This is a genomic window from Roseimarinus sediminis (assembly GCF_050433125.1).
Lineage (GTDB): Bacteria > Bacteroidota > Bacteroidia > Bacteroidales > Prolixibacteraceae > Roseimarinus > Roseimarinus sediminis.
Genome location: NZ_JBNPXV010000015.1, coordinates 1 through 18130, shown reverse-complemented (window position 1 = coordinate 18130; position 18130 = coordinate 1). Strand labels below are relative to the sequence as shown.

The window sequence follows — 18130 nt, the reverse complement described above, 5'->3', positions numbered from 1 at the left end:
GACACCCTATTTAACAGAACAAATATTTTACATTTGGTGCATGCTATGAAAGCAGTAAAATGGGGCATATTATTTTTAGTGATGATGCAGGCCTGGAGCTTGTTTGCACAAACATCCGATCTTTATCTGGTTACCATCAGAGGAAAGGTGAGTGATATTGAAAGCGGTGAACCCATTCCCTATGCGCACATTATTAATCCCCGTTCGCACGGAGGCACCACCAGCAATGCCGATGGCATGTTCAGCATGAGCATGCTAACCGAAGACACGCTGATCATAAGAGCAGTAGGATTTGTTGACCAGCAGCTTACCATCGAAAGTTTTCCTCCCGAGAACCTGTACGAGATTGTAATGAAACCTGTTCGTTTTTTAATTGGCGAAGTAACGGTTACCGAAGACCTTGATATGCGGGGGCGGCTGGGTTTGCCCGATCCCGATCCACTCGACATTCCCATTCAGTTGCGGGGAGATGCCTTCAATGAAAAGCCGCCCTGGTTCGCTGCACTTTTAACGCCCATCTCGTTTTTGCAATACTACACCAGCAAAAAGGAAAAACAGAAGCGCGAAACACTTCAGATAATCAACAACAACGAAGAATGGCTGCAGTTTTCAAAATACCATAATCTTGAAAACATCAAACGGCTTACCGGCCTCACGGGCGCTGAGGCCGACCGTTTCATGTTTTACTGTAACCTTAACAACCGCTTGCCCTGGTTTGCCAGCCAAATGGAAATAGAATTTCAGATCATGGATCTGTATTTTAAGTTCCGAAGGGAAAAGCAGGCCCGGGCCGATTCGCTTCAAAGTGCGCCCTGATGGCTATTCACTGTCGAGCTTTTCACCGTAGGCCAAATCGCCTGCATCGCCCAGACCGGGAACAATGTATGCCTTTTCATTCAATTCAGGATCGATGGCTCCCACCCACAGGGTACAATGATCGGAAGGCAGATTCTTCACCACATAGTCGACTCCGGCCTGACTGGCGATAATGGCCACCAGGTGTACATGACGGGGGCGTCCGCGCTGATGCAGTGCATGATAACTGATTTCGAGCGATGAACCGGTGGCCAGCATCGGATCCGAAAGCACCACCACCTTGTCTTCGAGCGAAGGAGAAGCCAGGTACTCAAATTCAATTACAAATTCTTTCTTATCGATGTATTTGCGAAAAGCCGAGATAAAAGCATTCCCGCTTAAATCGAAATAGTTGAGCAAGCCCTGATGAAGCGGTAAGCCGGCCCTTAGAATGGTTGCAAGAATCGGGAAGGCATCGGGCGTTTCCATATTGGCTACTCCCAGCGGAGTCTGCACCTCGCGGGGTTCATAATCGAGTTGCTTACTAATTTCATAGGCGAATATCTCTCCTATGCGCTCAATGTTTTTCCGAAAACGCAGCGGATCGGTCTGTACATTTACATCTCTGATTTCGGCAATGAACTGGTTAAATATTGAATTCTGACTACCAAGATTGATCACTTGCATCACTAAATCTGTTTTATGGTTTCTTACACTTATAAATCAACTCATGCTGCCCCTTACCCAGTTGATAATACTGAACAGCGGCGCTTCCCAGCCTGCTTCCGTAATCGATCGTTTCGACCATAAAACCGGCTTTACTCAATGTTTTTTGTAAATCGGAACCGAATACACGTTTTACGCCGGGCTTCATAAACTCTTTCAGTCGATCGCGGTCCTCGTCCGATACAATTTTGTCATATTTTCGATCCATTGCCTGGTTAACAAGGGTTTGTATCAGCACAAAGCCACCGGGACGAAGCAAACGTTTTAACACAGGTAAAACTTCTTCACTTTCATCGAGGTATTCCAACTGGTGCAAAAATAGTATAACATCGAAAACTCCGCCTGTTAATTGGCGGCTGTTTTTTGGCTGGGGCGAAATAAGATCATCGCGCTGAACTATCGCAAGATCAATGTCATGTTTTTTCATTTTTTTAAGCAAAACCGGCTCGGGTGAACAGAGCAGAAACTTCTTTTTATTCTTTTTCCCCAACACTTCATTGGTAAGATACAGCCAAATCAAACGACTCGATTCAACCGATCCACAAGCAGGACACAAGGACCTTCCATGCTTTTCCCCCAGAATGATAAATCGCCGAAAATGATTGCCACAAATATTACATCGAAACTGGCTTCCCCGGTACCAATGCTTCATTAATCCGCGAACAGGGCGCAGTAAATGCTTGCTTTGATATTGATAATGAAAGGTTGCCGTCATTCTTTTTAATAATATGATCAGGAAAACTGCAAGTTTTTATGCTCTGATTTACCCGGCCATCACCTAAAATATGGCACATACATGTCTGTGCTGCTTTAGGCTGATGCACTTCCGACAATTGCAAAACCTGATTTGCCTTGTGAAAGGTAAAAAATATTCCTTTTAAACAGTTAATTCATGCACACTTAAAAAAGAAAGAAAAATTGGCAGGGCTCAAATCAGGTAAAAACGGCATCACCATCGCCCATTTGAAGTTCAGGTTGGGCATTTTCAATCAGGCCGGGAACTGCCTTGGCGATGGCTGAATACTTCAGCGGCCTGGCACGAAAAAGAAAGCACTTCTTTTGATTGAAGGCTTCAATTAAGCCCTGATGGAAAGTAGTAATCGTAGCCAGTTTTACATCACTAATCAAATAATTGGTAAAATAGGCTGCAATGGCATGCTCCGTACCGGGTTGACAAAAAACATAGGGAAGTTTTAATTCATTGTCTCTTACAGTGAAGTTGACCAGGGCAAGCACTGTGTGCTCATCATAAAAGCGCAACCAGCGGCTTTTAAACCGTTTTACCGCATACGAAAAGGGATAGGAACGGTCGATGATTGAATCGGCCTTATCGTGTTCGGCGAGCCATGGATTTTTAATAATCCAGTTAAAATCATCCACCGAACGTTGTGCAGGGTTCTGCTGTCTGAAGCGTTCAAGCACCTCACGGTCAGTATCATCAAGGGCGTTGATCACCTTGCAGTGCAGGGGTTCCACCTTTCCGGCATTAATCCACACACTTCTGATTTCCAGCAGGTTATTCAACAAGGAATCAGTAAAACGTAACAGCCCTGAAAAGTTGCTAAAAAACCGGTATTTCGATGGCAACACCTTGGCAAGTGCCATACGGTAATAGCCTCTGAAACCAACCAGTTCGGTGTGATTACAAAATCCCAGTTGTTTGATAATTCGCATGGTGAGAGGGGTCATTTCCGAAAACAGTACTTTTTGTTTCCAGTTCTGTATAAACAGGGCCAAAAGTTGCATCGAAACATTGGCAGCAGTTTCTTCTCTAACCCACCAGCAGGAATTCCATGCACAACGTTCTCCATGAATTACAGCGGGCAGGGCACCAATGAACCCTGCCACCCGCTGGTGCTCATCGTAAGCAACCGTGAGTACCACATCATCGGGAAGCACTGACGGGTTCTTTAATTGAGAGGCGAGTCTTGCAGGACTAATCACAGCCACATTGCCTGCCAGAAATCCTTTGTGGCGGCATAACTGATCAAGTGCCTCAAGGGTATAGTTTTTGAAATCCACTTCAGGCTGTTTTTTGCTTTTTAACTCCGGTACAGATATCGCCGATTGTTTTCATCTCAAGTACTTCCATGAAGTCAAAACGAACTGAAAAATGTTCTTCTACCCCGGTAATGATCATCATGTGATGAAGAGAGTCCCAACCTTCAATATCACCAGCTCCTGAATCTGCATCCAGTTTTTTGGTGTTGAGTTTTAAAACTGTTTGTATTGTTTGGCAAACACCATCAAATATTTCTCGATCGTTCATGTGTAAAATTAAGTAATCCTGTTAAGTGACTTAGCCTTGCAAAGATAAGCGGGTACTTTAAAAAATACCAATTTTCCAGTAAGTACTGATTGGGCCTTCGGGAACAAAGCCCAATTTAAGGTACATTTTCAGTCCGGCAGCCGATGCATGTAAAACTACGCGGTCGGCACCAGCAGTGAATGCCTCATCCACCAGTGAGGAAACCATGGCCGAACCGTAGCCTTTGCGCTGGTATTCAGGAAGTGTCGCGATAAAGTAAATGCCGGCCGTTTGTTCTTTCAGGTACATCAAACCGCCAGCAACAGGCCTGTCATTTTCAAAAATCAGCATTAAACGATGCTGACTGCTATTCAGCCAACCCTCAAGCAAGCTAAGGTTAAGTACCTTATTGGGCATCATCACCTTCCGAACAAGGCTACCCCATTGCTGCAACGCATTCTTTGCATTGACGGGCCTCATGCTTACCGCTTCACCCGTCAACAGTGGTACTTTTGTAAAATGCGCCTTATCGCACCACATTCCTTCCCAGCGTTGCACTTCACGACAGCCTTTTTTAGCCAGCCATTCCTGATCGACTTCAGAATGAGTAGTATCCATGATCCAAAAGGGCGGAACAAGTCTTTTGCTCATTCGTTCAAGTACCTCAGCTGCCTGTTCTGCATTGCAGTTCCCTATGAGGGCATTGGGCCAATGTGCATTTATGTTATAAACAAAATGCATTTCAAACAGTTGCTGCAGCTCCAGTTCCTGAAAACTGGCTGCATCACGATAAAAATCTGTCAGGTTGCCAAGTATATCCTTATGCATCTTCCATCATTTTTTCCAATTGAACCCTGTCGGTTTTCCCGCTGGAAAGCAAAGGAAGCTGCTCCATCACAATTATTTTTCCAGGCACCATGTAGGGTGGAAGTACCTTAGCAAGTGACTGCTGTAACTTGTCAGTTTCAACTTTTTCATCTTCAACAAACAACACGATGCTACCCTTTAAGGCTCCACGTTGAGTAACCATGGCCACACATTTTACACCCGTTTGCTGAATGGCATGCCAGGCAATTTCACCCGGTTCGATACGATGGCCGTCGATTTGCACCTGATCGTCGATCCGACCGATAAAGAGCAAATCCCCGTCTTCATCTTCCATAACCAGGTCACCGGTTCGGTAAAAACGAAGATGATTGTATTCAAAGAAAGCCTGAGCATCGATCTCCGGCCGCTTCCAGTATCCCCGTGTTACCTGAGGACCTGCCACACACAATTCTCCTTTGGTTCCGGCAGGTACAGGCTTCAGCTTATCATCAATCACCATGAGCTTCAGGTTTTGGAAAGCACTACCAATGGAAGCAATTCCGTTCATTACTTTGTTCGTTCTTCCCCTCTGCCATTTGTACCACGAGCAATTGATGCTTGCTTCGGTTGGTCCGTAAACATTATGAATTTCGGCATTGGGAATGCACTTTTCCCATTTTGTTACCAAATCGGCCGGAAAAGCTTCTGCACCAAAAAGACAGTAGCGAAGGTGCGGCAAACTAATCTGCCTAAAATAAGGTTCAAGATAATAAATTACCGAGGGAGTCATTTTCACAAAGGTAATCTGGTACGACTGAAGTACTTTCATGATGGACAGGAACCTGACGCCCTGATCGGGAATGGTATAAACCGTAGCCCCGACCAACAGGGGAAAGGTATAACACTGCACCGATGCATCAAAGGTAAGTTCGTACACCTGTATGCACCGATCGGCCGGAGTAAACTCATAACCACAGGCAAAAAAGCCCTTCAGAAAAGCGTCGAGATTAGCCCTGCTGATACACACCCCCTTGGGCTGTCCTGTACTCCCGCTGGTAAAAAGCACATACAAATCGCTACTTAGAGGAACATCGATCACAACCGGCTCATTTCGTTCCGACTTTAAGTGAGAAGTAGCTATACTTTTGATACCATCGAATTGCAGTACTTCGTCGTGACTACTGTCGAAAAGGGTAGCAATCTCCATTTCCTTCAGGATTCCTGCGTTGCGTGAAACCGGATTTTTCGGACTTATTGGAACCGATGTTTTTCCCGTTAACCAAAGAGCGAAAATGGTGGCATAGGTATCGATACGATTGCGTGTTACCACCCCAAAATATTGTTCGTCGGGAAAGCCAAACAGAAGCTGCTGTACTGCGCTAACTCTGGCTCCAAGCTCAGCATAGGTATAAAAAGAACCTTCGATATGAAAGGCTGCATGCCCGGCATAGGTCTCAAAATTATCGCACAACTGCTCGAGGAAAAATTTCATTTTGCTATCTGTTTAAACCTTAATAGTTTGCAGGAAGCCTTCACTTATTAATGTCAGTCTCAGCATGCCTCACCACATTCTGACCGAAAAACGAACGTACAAAATAATACAAATATTCAAAGCGGACGACATTGCGGGCAGTGTAATTAAACCTGTTTTCTACCGGAATGCGTTGGAAATGTCCATTTAATTCATCATATTTCAATCCGGCGGTTCCCAGGGTATAATCCACTTCTCCACTTTGTGCGATGCGATCAAATAATGTCCGGCTCAAACCGTCATCGGTATAAGGAAAGGAAAAAGCGCTACGTTCAGGATGAAAATTTTTATTCACCCACTGCATGCTTTCGACAACCTGCCGGTATTGTTCATCTTCATCAAGTAACCACATTTCGGGATGATTCAGGCTATGGGCTCCAATCAGAAAACCCTGACGATGAAGATCATTAATCTGATCAAAAGTCATATAAGGCTGGTAATCGGCAAAACGAATATTGTTGGCTGCGGCCAGCTGATCAAGTTTCAATGAATCACTGAAAACAGGCTTGACGGGGAGTACCACCCCTTTCGACTCCAGAATGGCCCGTTTAAATCCATGAAACAATTCCCTGTTATCAACAAAATAAGGCGACACAAAAAAGGTAGCCGGTATCCCCCTCCGTTTCAGAATGGGAGCGATCAGCGAATGACACTCTTTCAAACCATCGTCGAATGAAAGATGCATCTTGTTGTTGCCGGGACGTTCAATGAGCTCTTCAAGACTTACAGCTTGAAAATAACGGCAAAAAAAATCGAGTTCCTTTTCAAACTGCTCCGGCGTCCTGACCCGATAGCTGTCGATGTAAGGCAAATCGGTATTGCTCACCACATGGTAGAATGGCAGAACATGAGGAAAACGCTTCCCTTTCATCAGCCATGACAGGGGAAGCAAACGGGCTGTCGCAGCCATTGTAGTCCGAAACAATGCTTTCATTCGTTTACATTTTCTATCGTGCTTTCTTCAGCCATTTGATATACCAGGGCAGGTGATTGTATCTGATAAACTGATAGTTTTCGGGACGTGCACCGAAACCTTCAAAAAAACGGGCAATGCCCTCTATCTGCGATCCTTCAAAATCGAGCATCATCGACTTCCCTGCATGATCGTGTATAAAACGGTCGATGATGGCAAACATTGCCCTTTTTTCTTTCCCTTCGGGCGATGAAACTGCATTGAGGTAGGTATAACGTTTTTTCTCCTTCAGAAAAAAGGCAGCAGCACACAACTCATTTTGAGGAGTATAAGCACCATAAATAAGCGCTTTGTGCTTATCCATCGTTTTAAAAACAATCAACTGCAGTATTCTTTGGTGCAGTGCTTTAAAACTTTTTTGCGCATGTTGCTTCTTAAAAGCCATGAACTCTTCAAAGCCCAAACCATCACTCAGCTCACAGTATGACCTGGCTTTGCGAACATATCGTCGGGTATGCCGGTCGTAGTTCTGAAACAATTCATCATAGCTGTTTTTCAGCCCTAACAAATGATTCTTTCTCACTTCAACATCAATCTGTTTTTCAACCGAAACATTTAAAGCGTTCAGCGACATTTCGATCAGCAAAAAATTGGCTTTTAAAAAGTGAATAATCTGCCGGCTCACCTCCGGGGTTGCCGGCGGATAAATCCCCAACTGCTGTGCAAAAGGAGCCTGATAGGCATATTTTATTCCCAGCTTCTGCTTACTCAGTACCGGCATCACATAATCGTAGTTGCCAACAACAAGCCCCAGCCAGTCGGGTTCAACAATATCGAGGTACCAGCTTTCGGCATACACCCGGCAATTGGGTGCTGCAGTTACAGCCTGATCCCATTGATCGAGATCGACCTCATGGTTATGCAATAAGCGAATTTTAATTTCCCTGCTCATTCAATCTAAATTTTAATTCGAGCTGCATTATGACATCAATTTGGAAGCTGGTGCTTTAAGCAGACTGATGGCTAATTGCGTCATCCTTTCATACACAACACGCCAGCCGTCCCAATAGCCTTCATCTCCCAACGATTCGTTGTGCCACAAGCTAATAAAAGTTCCGCCAACTGCAGCAGTTTCCTGCATCAGCTTTTCAATTTTCAGCCCGGCTTCACGGGGACTCATCTTTCGATACTGGCGCAAGGTTACATCCATTACTGCAAAGGGATAAATCATCAGTGGTTTTTCTGACTCATCCTCCAAATCGTAAAATGGATAAGGACTTGCTATTCCGGCTCTGAAGCCAGGATGTGAAGCATAACCCATTGAATACTCGCTTCGAATACCCGACTGAATGAGTGAACGATAAGTATCGGGCCAGCGAAGTTTCAGAAAATGTTGACGGCTTTGCTGCACCGGCTTTCCGGTAATACCCTCAAGCAGTTTTATTTCACGCTCAAGCTGTCCTTTCTTCGTATTTGACATGTACGAAGGGTGAATCGCCACCGTAGCCCAGGAATTCAACTGTTGAATCAATTTTTGAAGGTGCCGGTTGCGGGGAGAAAGCGCCCTGTCGTATTTTCCCTTGTTATTCAACAGAATAAAAAACAGAGCCGGCAGCTCATGTTGCTGAAGCAGCTTTTGCAAATACTCATAATTGTCGTAAGGATCGGCATCGATTCCGGTCACAACACGCAAGCGCTTCACCAGTACACGACGATGGTTTTTCAACAAATCACGGCCCGACGAAAGCAACAAACGCCCCCAATGCTTGTGTTTGAATGCCCAGGCATTATCAATATCGATGCTCGGAAGATAGTTGAACGAAGCAGGCACATGGTGATATTCGGGAAACTGTTGTTCAAGCAGCAGGGCCAGCTTCAACGCCCAGCGGTTTACAACAGGAATTTCGAGCACCCCGTTTTTGCTTAATATCGAATTACCGGCCCTGTAACGCTGGTGATGATCAAGATTAGCACTCCTGTATTCTTCATAACGGGTCACAAGGTAAAACGAGGCTGCAAAAAGGTCGAATGGCAGGAAAGAATCAGTCACCGGAAAAAGTGCAAACTCATTGTCCCAGCTTGTTACTTCAGGTTTTTCTTTGCGCAGAAAATCCTCATTAAGCAAGCCCTCAGGCCTCAGATTCAGTGCTCCCGAAATGTGCTCGTCCGAGTAATTGATCTTCACTCCCCTGCTTTGTTCAAAAAGCCGGAGCTGCGAATAAAAAGTAACCCTGCTTTTCAGTAGGGTTTCAAAAATAAGCTGAAAAGCATATTTGGTTCGCGAAGTAAGCGCGGAACAATAAACCTGAATCATAAGCAGTATTTTCAGAAATCAAATGTAAGAAATATTACAATAGGCCCTCATCGGCAAAACTGGTAAATTGAGTGCCGCAAATAATCAGATGATCGAGCACGTTCATATCAAGCAGACGGGCTGCGTCGCTTGTTTTACGGGTTATTTCGATATCGGCCCGGCTTGGGGTATGATTTCCGCTGGGATGATTATGAACCAGTATGAGTCCCGATGCCAGCTTGTCGATTGCCTGTTTGAGAATGATCCGTACATCGATGATGGTACCTGAAACACCGCCCTGACTGATTCTGCTTTTATCGATTACATGATTGGCCCTGTCGAGGTAGAGCACCCAGAATTCTTCGTGAGTCAGATCAACCAGGTCGATGGCCATTACTTCATAAACATCGGTACTGGTAGTTATACGCTGGAAATTGTTTTTTGAAGCAAGTTGTCGTCTGCGACCCAGTTCAAGCGCAGCCAGTACATTGACACTTTTGGCCTCACCCATGCCCTTGTAAGTCTTCAGCTTGTCGGCTGAAACGCGGGCCAACTGATTGATGTCGTTGTTGAAATCGGAAAGGATGCGCCGGCAAAGTTCTACTGCCGACTCCTGACGATTACCCGAACCAATGAGTATGGCAAGTAACTCGGCGTTACTGAGTGCAGCAAAGCCATGCTTCAGCATTTTTTCGCGCGGCCGGTCTTCGACTGCCCAATTGCGTATTGAAAGTTTCTCATAATCAGCCATCGGGCTAAATTACGGCTTTACACCACAAGGTGCAAAAAGCAGCCAATCTGTTTGACCAGCCCCCTGATTTTGAGCACAAAAAAGCCGCTCCTTTTCAGGAGAGGCTCTTCCTATCTTAAGATCAATTTATAGCTTCGCTACATGAACAGCCAACTTCGATTTCAGGTTCGCTGCTTTGTTCTTGTGAATCACGTTCTTATTAGCCAAACGATCAATCAAAGAAGTTACTTTAGGATACAAAGTTTCTGCATCGGCCTTTTCAGTTATCGAACGCAAATTTTTAACTGCGTTACGCATGGTCTTTGCATAGTACTTATTGCTAAGCTTCCGCTGCGCGTTTTGCTTAATCCTTTTTTTTGCTGATTTATGATTTGCCATTTTTTTCAGTAAATTTTAAATGTAGCCCGTAGGGGATTCGAACCCCTGCTACCAGGATGAAAACCTGGCGTCCTAACCCCTAGACGAACGGGCCGTTCAATTTTTTCAAAATCGGTTTGCAAAGGTAAAAAGCTTTTAAAAACTTCCAAAAAAATTTGCAACTTTTTTTCTCCTTAGAACCTTCGCCTCATTTCCTTAAAGGCGGTGCAAATAAAGCTGAACTTTTTTACATGACCAAACAATTGCAAAAAAAAATAGCAAAAAAATCAGTCGATTCTGACAATCAGTATTTTTCAAAACTGCATTCTTTGCCGTAACCACTCAAAGAGCCCAATGGCTGCTGCATGAGAAACATTCAACGAAGTACAGGAGCCTGTTAAGGGGATATGAACCAGCATTTCGCAACGAGCCAGAGCCGATGCTTCAATACCGTGTTTTTCATTGCCCACCACCAATACCATATTGGCGGGTAGTTTGCTTTCATAGATATTTTCAGACCCGCTTACCGTTTCGAGAGCCACCCAGGTATAATCTTTGGGAATCATATCGAAAATACTTTCTTCATCAATTAATTCATGATCGGTTTTATTGTAGTTATCACCTGCCGTCTTTCTGATTTTTCGCTCCGATGGCACTGTTTCTCCCTTCACAAAATAAAGTTTACGGCAGCCGATGCTTGCTGCCAATCTGATCAGATTTCCATAATTCCCGGGGCTGTTTAATTTCCAGGCGAGCAAAATGGGCTTTTCAAGTTGAGCTGGTAGTTCATACACCCGATTTTTAAAATGCATTACCGAACTGGTTTCCATATATCTTTGTTTTTTTTACCATTAATTGCCGCTTTCACAGGCGACATTTGCTTACTTGTTTGCCTGAAAATTATTAATGCTGTTCAACAATTATTACATTTGAAGCCATAAGCAGTACGGACCAACAAGCAAATCGACCATGAAAAATACAGCATTTGTACCTGTTTTACTATCATTACTACTCCTGTTCTCGTGCGGACCATCGCAACGCGAAATGGCCGTAAGGCAAATCAGCCAGTCGCAAATGATGCTTGAACAGGGCGACACACTGGGCGCCATCGGCTTACTCGATTCAGTGAGGCAAATGTACCCAAAAGCCGAAGTGCAGCACAGCGTTTCGCGTAAGCTGATTGCCGACTTATATCAGCAAATGATCGATAAGCGACAACTTCAGCTTATAAGAAAGGACAGTTTGATCATTGAACTCGAAAGTGATTTCATCAAAGAAAAAACTGAATTTGACAAGTACACACAATACCGACACAAACGCCAGAGTTTAAGCCGCTCGTGGGATCGTTCGTTTTTGCAGGTTCACCTCGATGAACGGGGCGAAATATACCTTTCGAGCAACTACATGGGCGACGAATGGCTCGAGCATACCGGCATCAGGGTTTACGATGGTGAACTACAGGCCAAATCGGAAAAAATACCCATTGAAGATCCCCTCAACCATCGCAGCGATTTTCTCGACTACAAATGGGAAAAGGTATCGTACATGAATGGCAAGGCCGATTCAGTCATACAATTCATCGCCACGCATCCGAAACTCGATCTGAAGTGTGTTTTTCTGGGCAAAAGGTATTACTACATTCTGCTTGAAGACTTCGACATCGCGGCCGTTTCGGAGGCGCTTCAACTGTCAGAGGCCATCAAAACCAGAAAACAACTTCACGACGAAATCAACAGCTACACGCAACAGCGAAAAAAATACCGGGCGGACAACTAAAACAAGTCCATTAAAACAGGAGGTCGATATTTTCTGCAGGCCGGGCCAAAACAGCCTTTTCTTCCTTTTCAACAAGGGGTCGCTGTATTAGACGTGGTTCTTTTACCATGGCTTCAATCAGCTCGTCTTCACTCAGCGTTTTCCCTTTAATCTGTTCCTTATAAAAGGCTTCTTCCTTGCGGATCACATCACTTGCCTTGAGTCCGGTTTTTCGAATCAGCCTTTTTAGTTCATCAAACGAAAAAGGTTCCTTTAAATACTCGCGTACCTTGTAATCAACGCCTTTTTCATCGAGATAAGCAAGGCCGGCACGACTTTTACTACATCTTGTATTATGGTAAATTGTAATCATCACGGTCACGTTTTTTAAAATCTGGGTTAATCTCCGCCAAATTCCATGAGGTAGGCTTTAATAAAACCATCGATGTCGCCATCCATTACCGCCTGTACATTGCTGGTTTCATAAGCGGTTCTGACATCTTTTACCAGTTTATAGGGCTGCATTACATAGGAGCGGATTTGCGAACCCCACTCTATTTTTTTCTTGCCCGCTTCAACTTTCATCGATTCTTCCCGTCGCTTATTCAGCTCAATTTCGTAAAGTTGCGACTTCAGCAGGCGCATGGCATTTTCCTTGTTTTGTAATTGTGAACGGCTTTCGGAGTTTTCGATGACAATGCCGGTAGGAAAATGTCGGAGACGAACTGCCGTTTCAACCTTGTTCACGTTTTGCCCGCCCGCACCACTCGAGCGCATGGTTTCGAAGCTAAAATCGGCAGGATTGATTTCGATTTCAATGGTATCGTCGACCAGCGGGGCAACAAAGACCGAAGTAAACGATGTTTGCCGCTTATTTTGTGCGTTAAAGGGCGAAAGCCTGACCAGACGATGCACCCCGTTTTCACTTTTCAGGTTACCATAGGCAAAGTCACCTTCAATTTGCACGGTGCAATTTTTAAGACCGACATCTTCGCCCTGAAGGAATTCCATTACTTTGAAGCTGTAACCATGCGCCTCGGCCCAGCGATTGTACATCCTGAAAAGCATGTTGGCCCAGTCGTTACTCTCAGTTCCGCCTGCACCTGCATTGATCCGCAAAACAGCTCCCAGCTTGTCTTCTTCCTTGCGGAGCATGTTTTTGGCTTCGAGGTTCTCAATCAGCTCAAGTGTACGGGCAAAATGCGTTTCTACTTCGGCATCGTCGGCCTCGCCTGCCTGCATAAATTCGTAGATTACGAGCAGGTCTTCGAGGGCCTGATCTGCTTCGTCGTATGCATCGGTCCATTGTTTGATTTCCCTGATGAGCCTCATCTGGGCTTCGGCCTCTTTGGGTTGATCCCAGAATGTGGGATCCTGGGTTTTCAGTTCTTCTTCCTGTATGCGTATCCTTTTGTCATCGATGTCAAAGATACCCCCTCAGCGCATCCCGGCGCTCAACCAAATCTTTTATCTGGTCACTTTGTATACTCATTGTTTTCTTTTTTAATTGATCAAGCACAAAAGTAACACTGTTCAGGCAAGGGAGCAAGCCCTTCCCGCTTTAAAAGAGAAATGGCATGCTGGCAGTATCGCTTCAGTAAAAACGAGAAGACAATACGGGTATCGGACTAAACAAGCAAACGGTCGACAACTTTCGCCAACAGATCCATCTCAAAACCACGGGCCTGTCCGAAGCGCATCAGTTTTGCCCGGCGTTCAAATTCCGAAGCTGCCTTTACCGACCTGTTCTTTTGACTCAGCAGCTCAGTTACCGTATTCAGGTACTCCTCTTCGGAAAGCTGTTCAAAGGCACGTTCAATTAAATCAGATGCGATTCCTTTTCCCTTCAGCATATAAGAAATCTTCACCCTGCCCCACTGGTTAAAACGGAATTTATCGCGAACATAAAAGGCAGCATATCTTTCTTCATCAATAAAGCGCTGATCGATCAGTTCATTAATTATCAAGCTTGCTTCATCACGGGGAACTTGCATCTGATCGAGTTTCTTTCTGATGTCGGAAACACATTTTTCCGCCTTGCTGCACAAGGACATACATTTGGCCAAAGCTCTTTTTGTTTCTTCCTTCATCATAAAAAATTGAAATATTGATATTTTTTTTTGTTTCGAGGTAGGGTCGAAGCTGTTTCAACCGGATAGCTAATGTATTTAAAAACTTAAAAATTCAAAATCATGAAAACACTTATTTTAGTCTCAATGCTCATAAGCACCTTGTTTGCCTTTACAGCCTGTAACGAAGGATCAGCCATTTCGGACATTGAACCTGGAAGCATTAAAAGTGCCGCCATTGACGGAACCGAAGAATGTGACAGCACTTTCAGCACCACCATTGACGACCTGAACGACGAAGACATTGCTGGCATTCTTTTAATGCGTGAAGAGGAAAAGCTTGCTCATGATGTGTACATGCTGTTTTTTGAACAACACGAACTGAGCATCTTCACCCGCATTGCTCAAAGCGAAAGCCAGCATGCCCTGAAAATGCTTCAGCTGATCAATCATTTCGAACTGGTCGACCCTACACTCGACGAAGCCGGCTCCTTCAGCAATGAAACGCTACAGGCCCTTTACAACGAACTCACTGCTGCAGGAAGCGAGTCGGCCGTTGAAGCGCTGAAAGCAGGGGCACTTATCGAAGAAACCGACATTGCCGATCTGCGCCAGTTAATTGAAGCGACCTCGAATGCCGATCTGCTCAAAGTGTACACCAATCTGCTCAACGGTTCGTACAATCACCTAAGGGCCTTTGTAAACACACTAAAGCGCTACGAACTCGAATATGAAGCGCAGGTATTAAGTGCCGAGGACCTTGAGGCAATACTGGCAACAGCCAGCGCTAACAAACAGGGAAACGGAAATGCACAGGGTAATAAAGGCCAGGGAGAAAAAAATGGACAGGGAGGAAATGGCTACAGAAATGGCAACTCTGGCAACCAGGGTTCGAATGGCGGGACTAACGGAGCTAATGGACAGGGAGGAAATGGCAATGGTGACGGAAGCGGAACCTGTACCAATGGCTAAAAAATATTTTCACCCATAATAAAAAAAGAGGAACCCGATGTTTCCTCTTTTTTTATTTCTTCTTCAGTAAATACTACCGAATAGCATTGATATCAAACGGAGTTTGTTGATATACGTAATAATTGAGCCAGTTCTGGAAGAACAAATTCGCATGACTGCGCCAGCGAACAACCGGCCCGCGCGAGGGATCGTTCTTTTTATAATAATGTCTGGGCACATCCATGTCAAGTCCCTTTTCAATATCGCGCCGATATTCCTCATCCAGATTATAATTGGAATATTCGAAATGCCCGGTAACAAATATTTTCCTGCCACTTCGCTCCTGAACAATGGCGGTTCCTGCCTCGTCCGACATCGACACCAATTCAAGTTCAGGCACTTTTTCAATGTCTTCAACCCTGATTTCGGTATGTCGTGAATGAGGCATATGAAACTCATCGTCGAACCCCCGCAATAAAGGAACTTTCAAATCGACCGATGTATGGTGAAATACCCCGAACATTTTCTTCTCAAGCGGATATTTGGGCACACCATAATAATGAAACATAGCTGCCATCGAAGCCCAGCAAATAAAAAGCGACGACTGTACATTGTGTTCGGCCCAGTCGAGTATGGTCTTCATTTCATCCCAGTACGATACATCTTCATATTCGAGCTGTTCAACCGGAGCTCCGGTAACGATCAGTCCGTCGTATTTACGGTGTTTGATCAAATCGAAATCGGCATAAAAGGCCTGCATGTGTTCGACCGGGGTATTGCGTGGCGTGTGGGCCATAATTTTTACCAGATCGAGCTCCAGCTGCAAGGGAGTATTCGACAAGACCCTGATCAAATCGGTTTCGGTGGTCACCTTCACCGGCATCAGGTTCAATACCGCAATGCGCAGGGGCCGGATGTCCTGATGCTGAGCCCTGGTATTGTCAATCACGAATATATTTTCCTTCTTCAGCGCTTCAATGGCTGGCAATTGATCGGGAATATTTACTGGCATAAGCTATGTGTTTCAATGCGTAAAACCCGACAGGCAAACTGCCTGTCAGGTATAACTTGTTATTTGTATATTCAGCCCCGGCTACCTTAGCCCAGCTGATCGAAAGCCTGTTGTAAATCGGCTTTGATATCTTCAATGTGTTCAATTCCTACCGACAAACGCAACTGGTCGGGCAATACACCGGCAGCCAGTTGCTCTTCGGCATTTAACTGACTATGGGTGGTTGATGCCGGATGAATAATGAGTGTTTTGGCATCACCAACATTGGCCAAATGGCTGATCAACTTCACAGCGTCGACCAATTTCGAAGCGGCTTCTTTTCCGGCTTTTAATCTGAACGAAAGCACTCCACCGAAACCATTGCGCAGGTATTTTTTTGCCAGCTCGTGGTATTTGCTGCTTTCGAGTCCGGCATAGTTGACTGCCTCAACCTGAGGATGCTGCTCAAGCCAGCGTGCTATTTCGAGTGCGTTATCGACTGTACGTTGCACACGCAACGACAGGGTTTCGATACCCTGAAGCAGCTGCCACGAGTTAAACGGGCTAATGGCCGGACCAAAATCACGCAGGCCCTCAACCCTTAAGCGAATGGCAAAGGCAATGTTTCCAAAAGGACCTCCCTCGCCAAAGATATCCCAAAAAACCAAACCATGATAGCCTTCCGAAGGTTCAGAAAATTGTGGGTACTTACCATTTCCCCAATTGTAGTTTCCAGCATCGATTACGATACCGCCAATGCTGGTACCATGTCCGCCAATCCATTTGGTGGCCGATTCTACCACCACATTGGCGCCGTGCTCAATGGGCCGGAACAGGTATCCTCCTGCGCCAAAGGTGTTATCGACCACAAGCGGCAGGTCGTATTGCTTAGCCAAAGCGGCCACCTTGTCCCAATCGGGAATATTGAAATTCGGATTTCCAAGGTTTTCAACATAAATGGCTTTGGTGCCCTCGTCGATCAGTTTCTCAATTTCTTCGGCTGTATCATCTTTGGCAAAGCGGGCTTCAATTCCAAGGCGTTTGAACGAAACCTTGAACTGGTTGAATGTTCCGCCATACAAAAACGGCGAAGTGACAAAGTTATCGCCGGCCTGCAATATATTGGTCAATGCCAGAAACTGGGCTGAATGTCCCGAAGCCGTGGCTACTGCTGCAACTCCGCCTTCGAGTGCTGCCAAACGCTGCTCAAAAACGTCGGTGGTTGGGTTCATCAGGCGGGTATAGATATTACCAAATTCCTTCAGTCCAAACAAGTTGGCTCCATGCTCCGAATTTTTAAATACATACGAAGTGGTTTGATAAAGTGGTACGGCACGCGAAAGGGTGGTTTCGTCGGGGGTGTGTCCTGCATGCAACTGCAGTGTTTCATAACGGTAGTTTGATGACATAACTCTTTTATTTTATTTGATTTGACTTTGATTGAATCAATCAATGCATCACGTTTCAATCTGCTCAGAAGATGAAACGTTTACATGAATTGTTTGTTGAATAAATTTCAGAATAAAGCGGGAAAGCGCATGTACACAAACACAACAAGCTATTTGCTCATGCGCATAAGCATTCGCATCATCATCATGCCGCAGCAGTTGATGTAAGAAGTGGTACTATTTTCGATGCGTTTGCTCATTGTTGAATTATTTCCATTTTTCAGGTGGAACAAACATAGGAATACTTTCGGAATCATGGTGCGAAAAACATGACATTTTTCATCGTTTAACAATTAATTAAAATACAGACTAGTTTGTATTTTATTCTGAATAACCAGTGAAATAAGCAGCAAGGGGCAGCGATAACAAGTGCAGAAATGAATAAGTTCCTGAGTGCATAAGTGCATAAGTTCATAAGGAAGCCATTGCGAAGCAAATTACGATTCCACTTTCCGCACACCAACAAGCAACCAGCAACGAGCATCCAGCAACAAG

The 18130-nt window shown here is 44.9% G+C and carries 20 protein-coding genes and 1 tRNA gene; 3 read left to right on the top strand and 18 right to left on the bottom strand.

Annotated features, from left to right (window positions below; translation table 11 throughout):
- Positions 1–45: 45 nt before the first annotated feature.
- Positions 46–816 (top strand): carboxypeptidase-like regulatory domain-containing protein, encoded by a 771-nt coding sequence (locus FHS86_RS16220; protein WP_429416098.1) that lies wholly within the window; start codon positions 46–48, stop codon positions 814–816.
- Between the two features lie 3 nt (positions 817–819).
- Here FHS86_RS16220 and upp read toward each other — a convergent pair whose 3' ends face one another.
- The 13 genes from upp to FHS86_RS16155 form a co-directional block, all read right to left on the bottom strand.
- Complete coding sequence (gene upp, locus FHS86_RS16215; RefSeq protein WP_429416095.1) at positions 820–1482, bottom strand: uracil phosphoribosyltransferase; 663 nt, start codon at positions 1480–1482, stop codon at positions 820–822.
- A 13-nt stretch (positions 1483–1495) separates the two neighbouring features.
- Positions 1496–1948 carry a methyltransferase domain-containing protein gene (locus FHS86_RS16210; protein WP_429416092.1) on the bottom strand — a complete coding sequence of 151 codons (453 nt, stop codon included), beginning with the start codon at positions 1946–1948 and terminating at the stop codon, positions 1496–1498.
- Positions 1949–2454: 506 nt separating this feature from the next.
- Positions 2455–3543 (bottom strand): hypothetical protein, encoded by a 1089-nt coding sequence (locus FHS86_RS16205; protein WP_429416089.1) that lies wholly within the window; start codon positions 3541–3543, stop codon positions 2455–2457.
- 1 nt (position 3544) lies between these two features.
- Positions 3545–3790 (bottom strand): acyl carrier protein, encoded by a 246-nt coding sequence (locus FHS86_RS16200; protein WP_429416086.1) that lies wholly within the window; start codon positions 3788–3790, stop codon positions 3545–3547.
- 57 nt (positions 3791–3847) lie between these two features.
- A complete protein-coding gene (locus FHS86_RS16195; protein ID WP_429416084.1) occupies positions 3848–4597 on the bottom strand; it encodes a GNAT family N-acetyltransferase in 750 nt (249 codons plus the stop codon).
- Positions 4590–6068 (bottom strand): amino acid adenylation domain-containing protein, encoded by a 1479-nt coding sequence (locus FHS86_RS16190; protein WP_429416081.1) that lies wholly within the window; start codon positions 6066–6068, stop codon positions 4590–4592. The genes FHS86_RS16195 and FHS86_RS16190 overlap by 8 nt, the downstream gene beginning before the upstream one ends.
- 40 nt (positions 6069–6108) lie before the next feature.
- A complete protein-coding gene (locus FHS86_RS16185) occupies positions 6109–7041 on the bottom strand; it encodes a polysaccharide deacetylase family protein (protein ID WP_429416078.1) in 933 nt (310 codons plus the stop codon).
- Between the two features lie 13 nt (positions 7042–7054).
- Entirely contained in the window at positions 7055–7972 is a 918-nt protein-coding gene (locus tag FHS86_RS16180; protein ID WP_429416075.1) for a hypothetical protein, read from the bottom strand.
- Positions 7973–7999: 27 nt separating this feature from the next.
- Positions 8000–9334, bottom strand: a complete 1335-nt coding sequence (locus FHS86_RS16175) for a polysaccharide deacetylase family protein (RefSeq protein ID WP_429416072.1) — start codon at positions 9332–9334, stop codon at positions 8000–8002.
- Positions 9335–9368: 34 nt separating this feature from the next.
- The gene (gene radC, locus FHS86_RS16170) at positions 9369–10064 is read right to left on the bottom strand and encodes a RadC family protein (RefSeq protein ID WP_429416069.1); all 696 of its coding nucleotides are present in this window, start codon (positions 10062–10064) and stop codon (positions 9369–9371) included.
- A gap of 126 nt (positions 10065–10190) precedes the next feature.
- Entirely contained in the window at positions 10191–10442 is a 252-nt protein-coding gene (rpsT, locus tag FHS86_RS16165; protein ID WP_429416066.1) for a 30S ribosomal protein S20, read from the bottom strand.
- 22 nt (positions 10443–10464) lie between these two features.
- Positions 10465–10536, bottom strand: a tRNA-Glu gene (locus FHS86_RS16160).
- A 199-nt stretch (positions 10537–10735) separates the two neighbouring features.
- The gene (locus FHS86_RS16155; protein ID WP_429416065.1) at positions 10736–11251 is read right to left on the bottom strand and encodes a TrmH family RNA methyltransferase; all 516 of its coding nucleotides are present in this window, start codon (positions 11249–11251) and stop codon (positions 10736–10738) included.
- A 139-nt stretch (positions 11252–11390) separates the two neighbouring features.
- On the opposite strand from FHS86_RS16155, the gene FHS86_RS16150 reads away from it, so the two are divergent.
- Positions 11391–12197 (top strand): hypothetical protein, encoded by an 807-nt coding sequence (locus FHS86_RS16150; RefSeq protein WP_429416063.1) that lies wholly within the window; start codon positions 11391–11393, stop codon positions 12195–12197.
- A 10-nt stretch (positions 12198–12207) separates the two neighbouring features.
- Here the strand turns inward: FHS86_RS16150 and arsC are convergent, their stop codons facing one another.
- The 3 genes from arsC to FHS86_RS16135 all read right to left on the bottom strand — a co-directional run bounded on the left by arsC (position 12208) and on the right by FHS86_RS16135 (position 14266).
- Positions 12208–12549, bottom strand: a complete 342-nt coding sequence (arsC, locus tag FHS86_RS16145) for an arsenate reductase (glutaredoxin) (RefSeq protein ID WP_429416060.1) — start codon at positions 12547–12549, stop codon at positions 12208–12210.
- Positions 12550–12575: 26 nt separating this feature from the next.
- A protein-coding gene (gene prfB, locus FHS86_RS16140) for a peptide chain release factor 2 (protein WP_429416057.1) occupies positions 12576–13668 on the bottom strand; the annotation gives its coding sequence in 2 pieces (ribosomal slippage) (positions 12576–13610 and positions 13612–13668; 1092 coding nt in all).
- 136 nt (positions 13669–13804) lie between these two features.
- Positions 13805–14266, bottom strand: a complete 462-nt coding sequence (locus FHS86_RS16135) for a regulatory protein RecX (protein WP_429416054.1) — start codon at positions 14264–14266, stop codon at positions 13805–13807.
- Positions 14267–14368: 102 nt separating this feature from the next.
- Between FHS86_RS16135 and FHS86_RS16130 the strand changes: the two genes are divergently transcribed.
- Entirely contained in the window at positions 14369–15217 is an 849-nt protein-coding gene (locus FHS86_RS16130; RefSeq protein ID WP_429416051.1) for a DUF2202 domain-containing protein, read from the top strand.
- Between the two features lie 73 nt (positions 15218–15290).
- On the opposite strand, the gene metA is transcribed toward FHS86_RS16130, so the two are convergent.
- The gene (metA, locus tag FHS86_RS16125; RefSeq protein WP_429416048.1) at positions 15291–16208 is read right to left on the bottom strand and encodes a homoserine O-acetyltransferase MetA; all 918 of its coding nucleotides are present in this window, start codon (positions 16206–16208) and stop codon (positions 15291–15293) included.
- Positions 16209–16294: 86 nt separating this feature from the next.
- Positions 16295–17596 carry an O-acetylhomoserine aminocarboxypropyltransferase/cysteine synthase family protein gene (locus tag FHS86_RS16120; RefSeq protein WP_429416045.1) on the bottom strand — a complete coding sequence of 434 codons (1302 nt, stop codon included), beginning with the start codon at positions 17594–17596 and terminating at the stop codon, positions 16295–16297.
- Positions 17597–18130 lie beyond the last annotated feature (534 nt).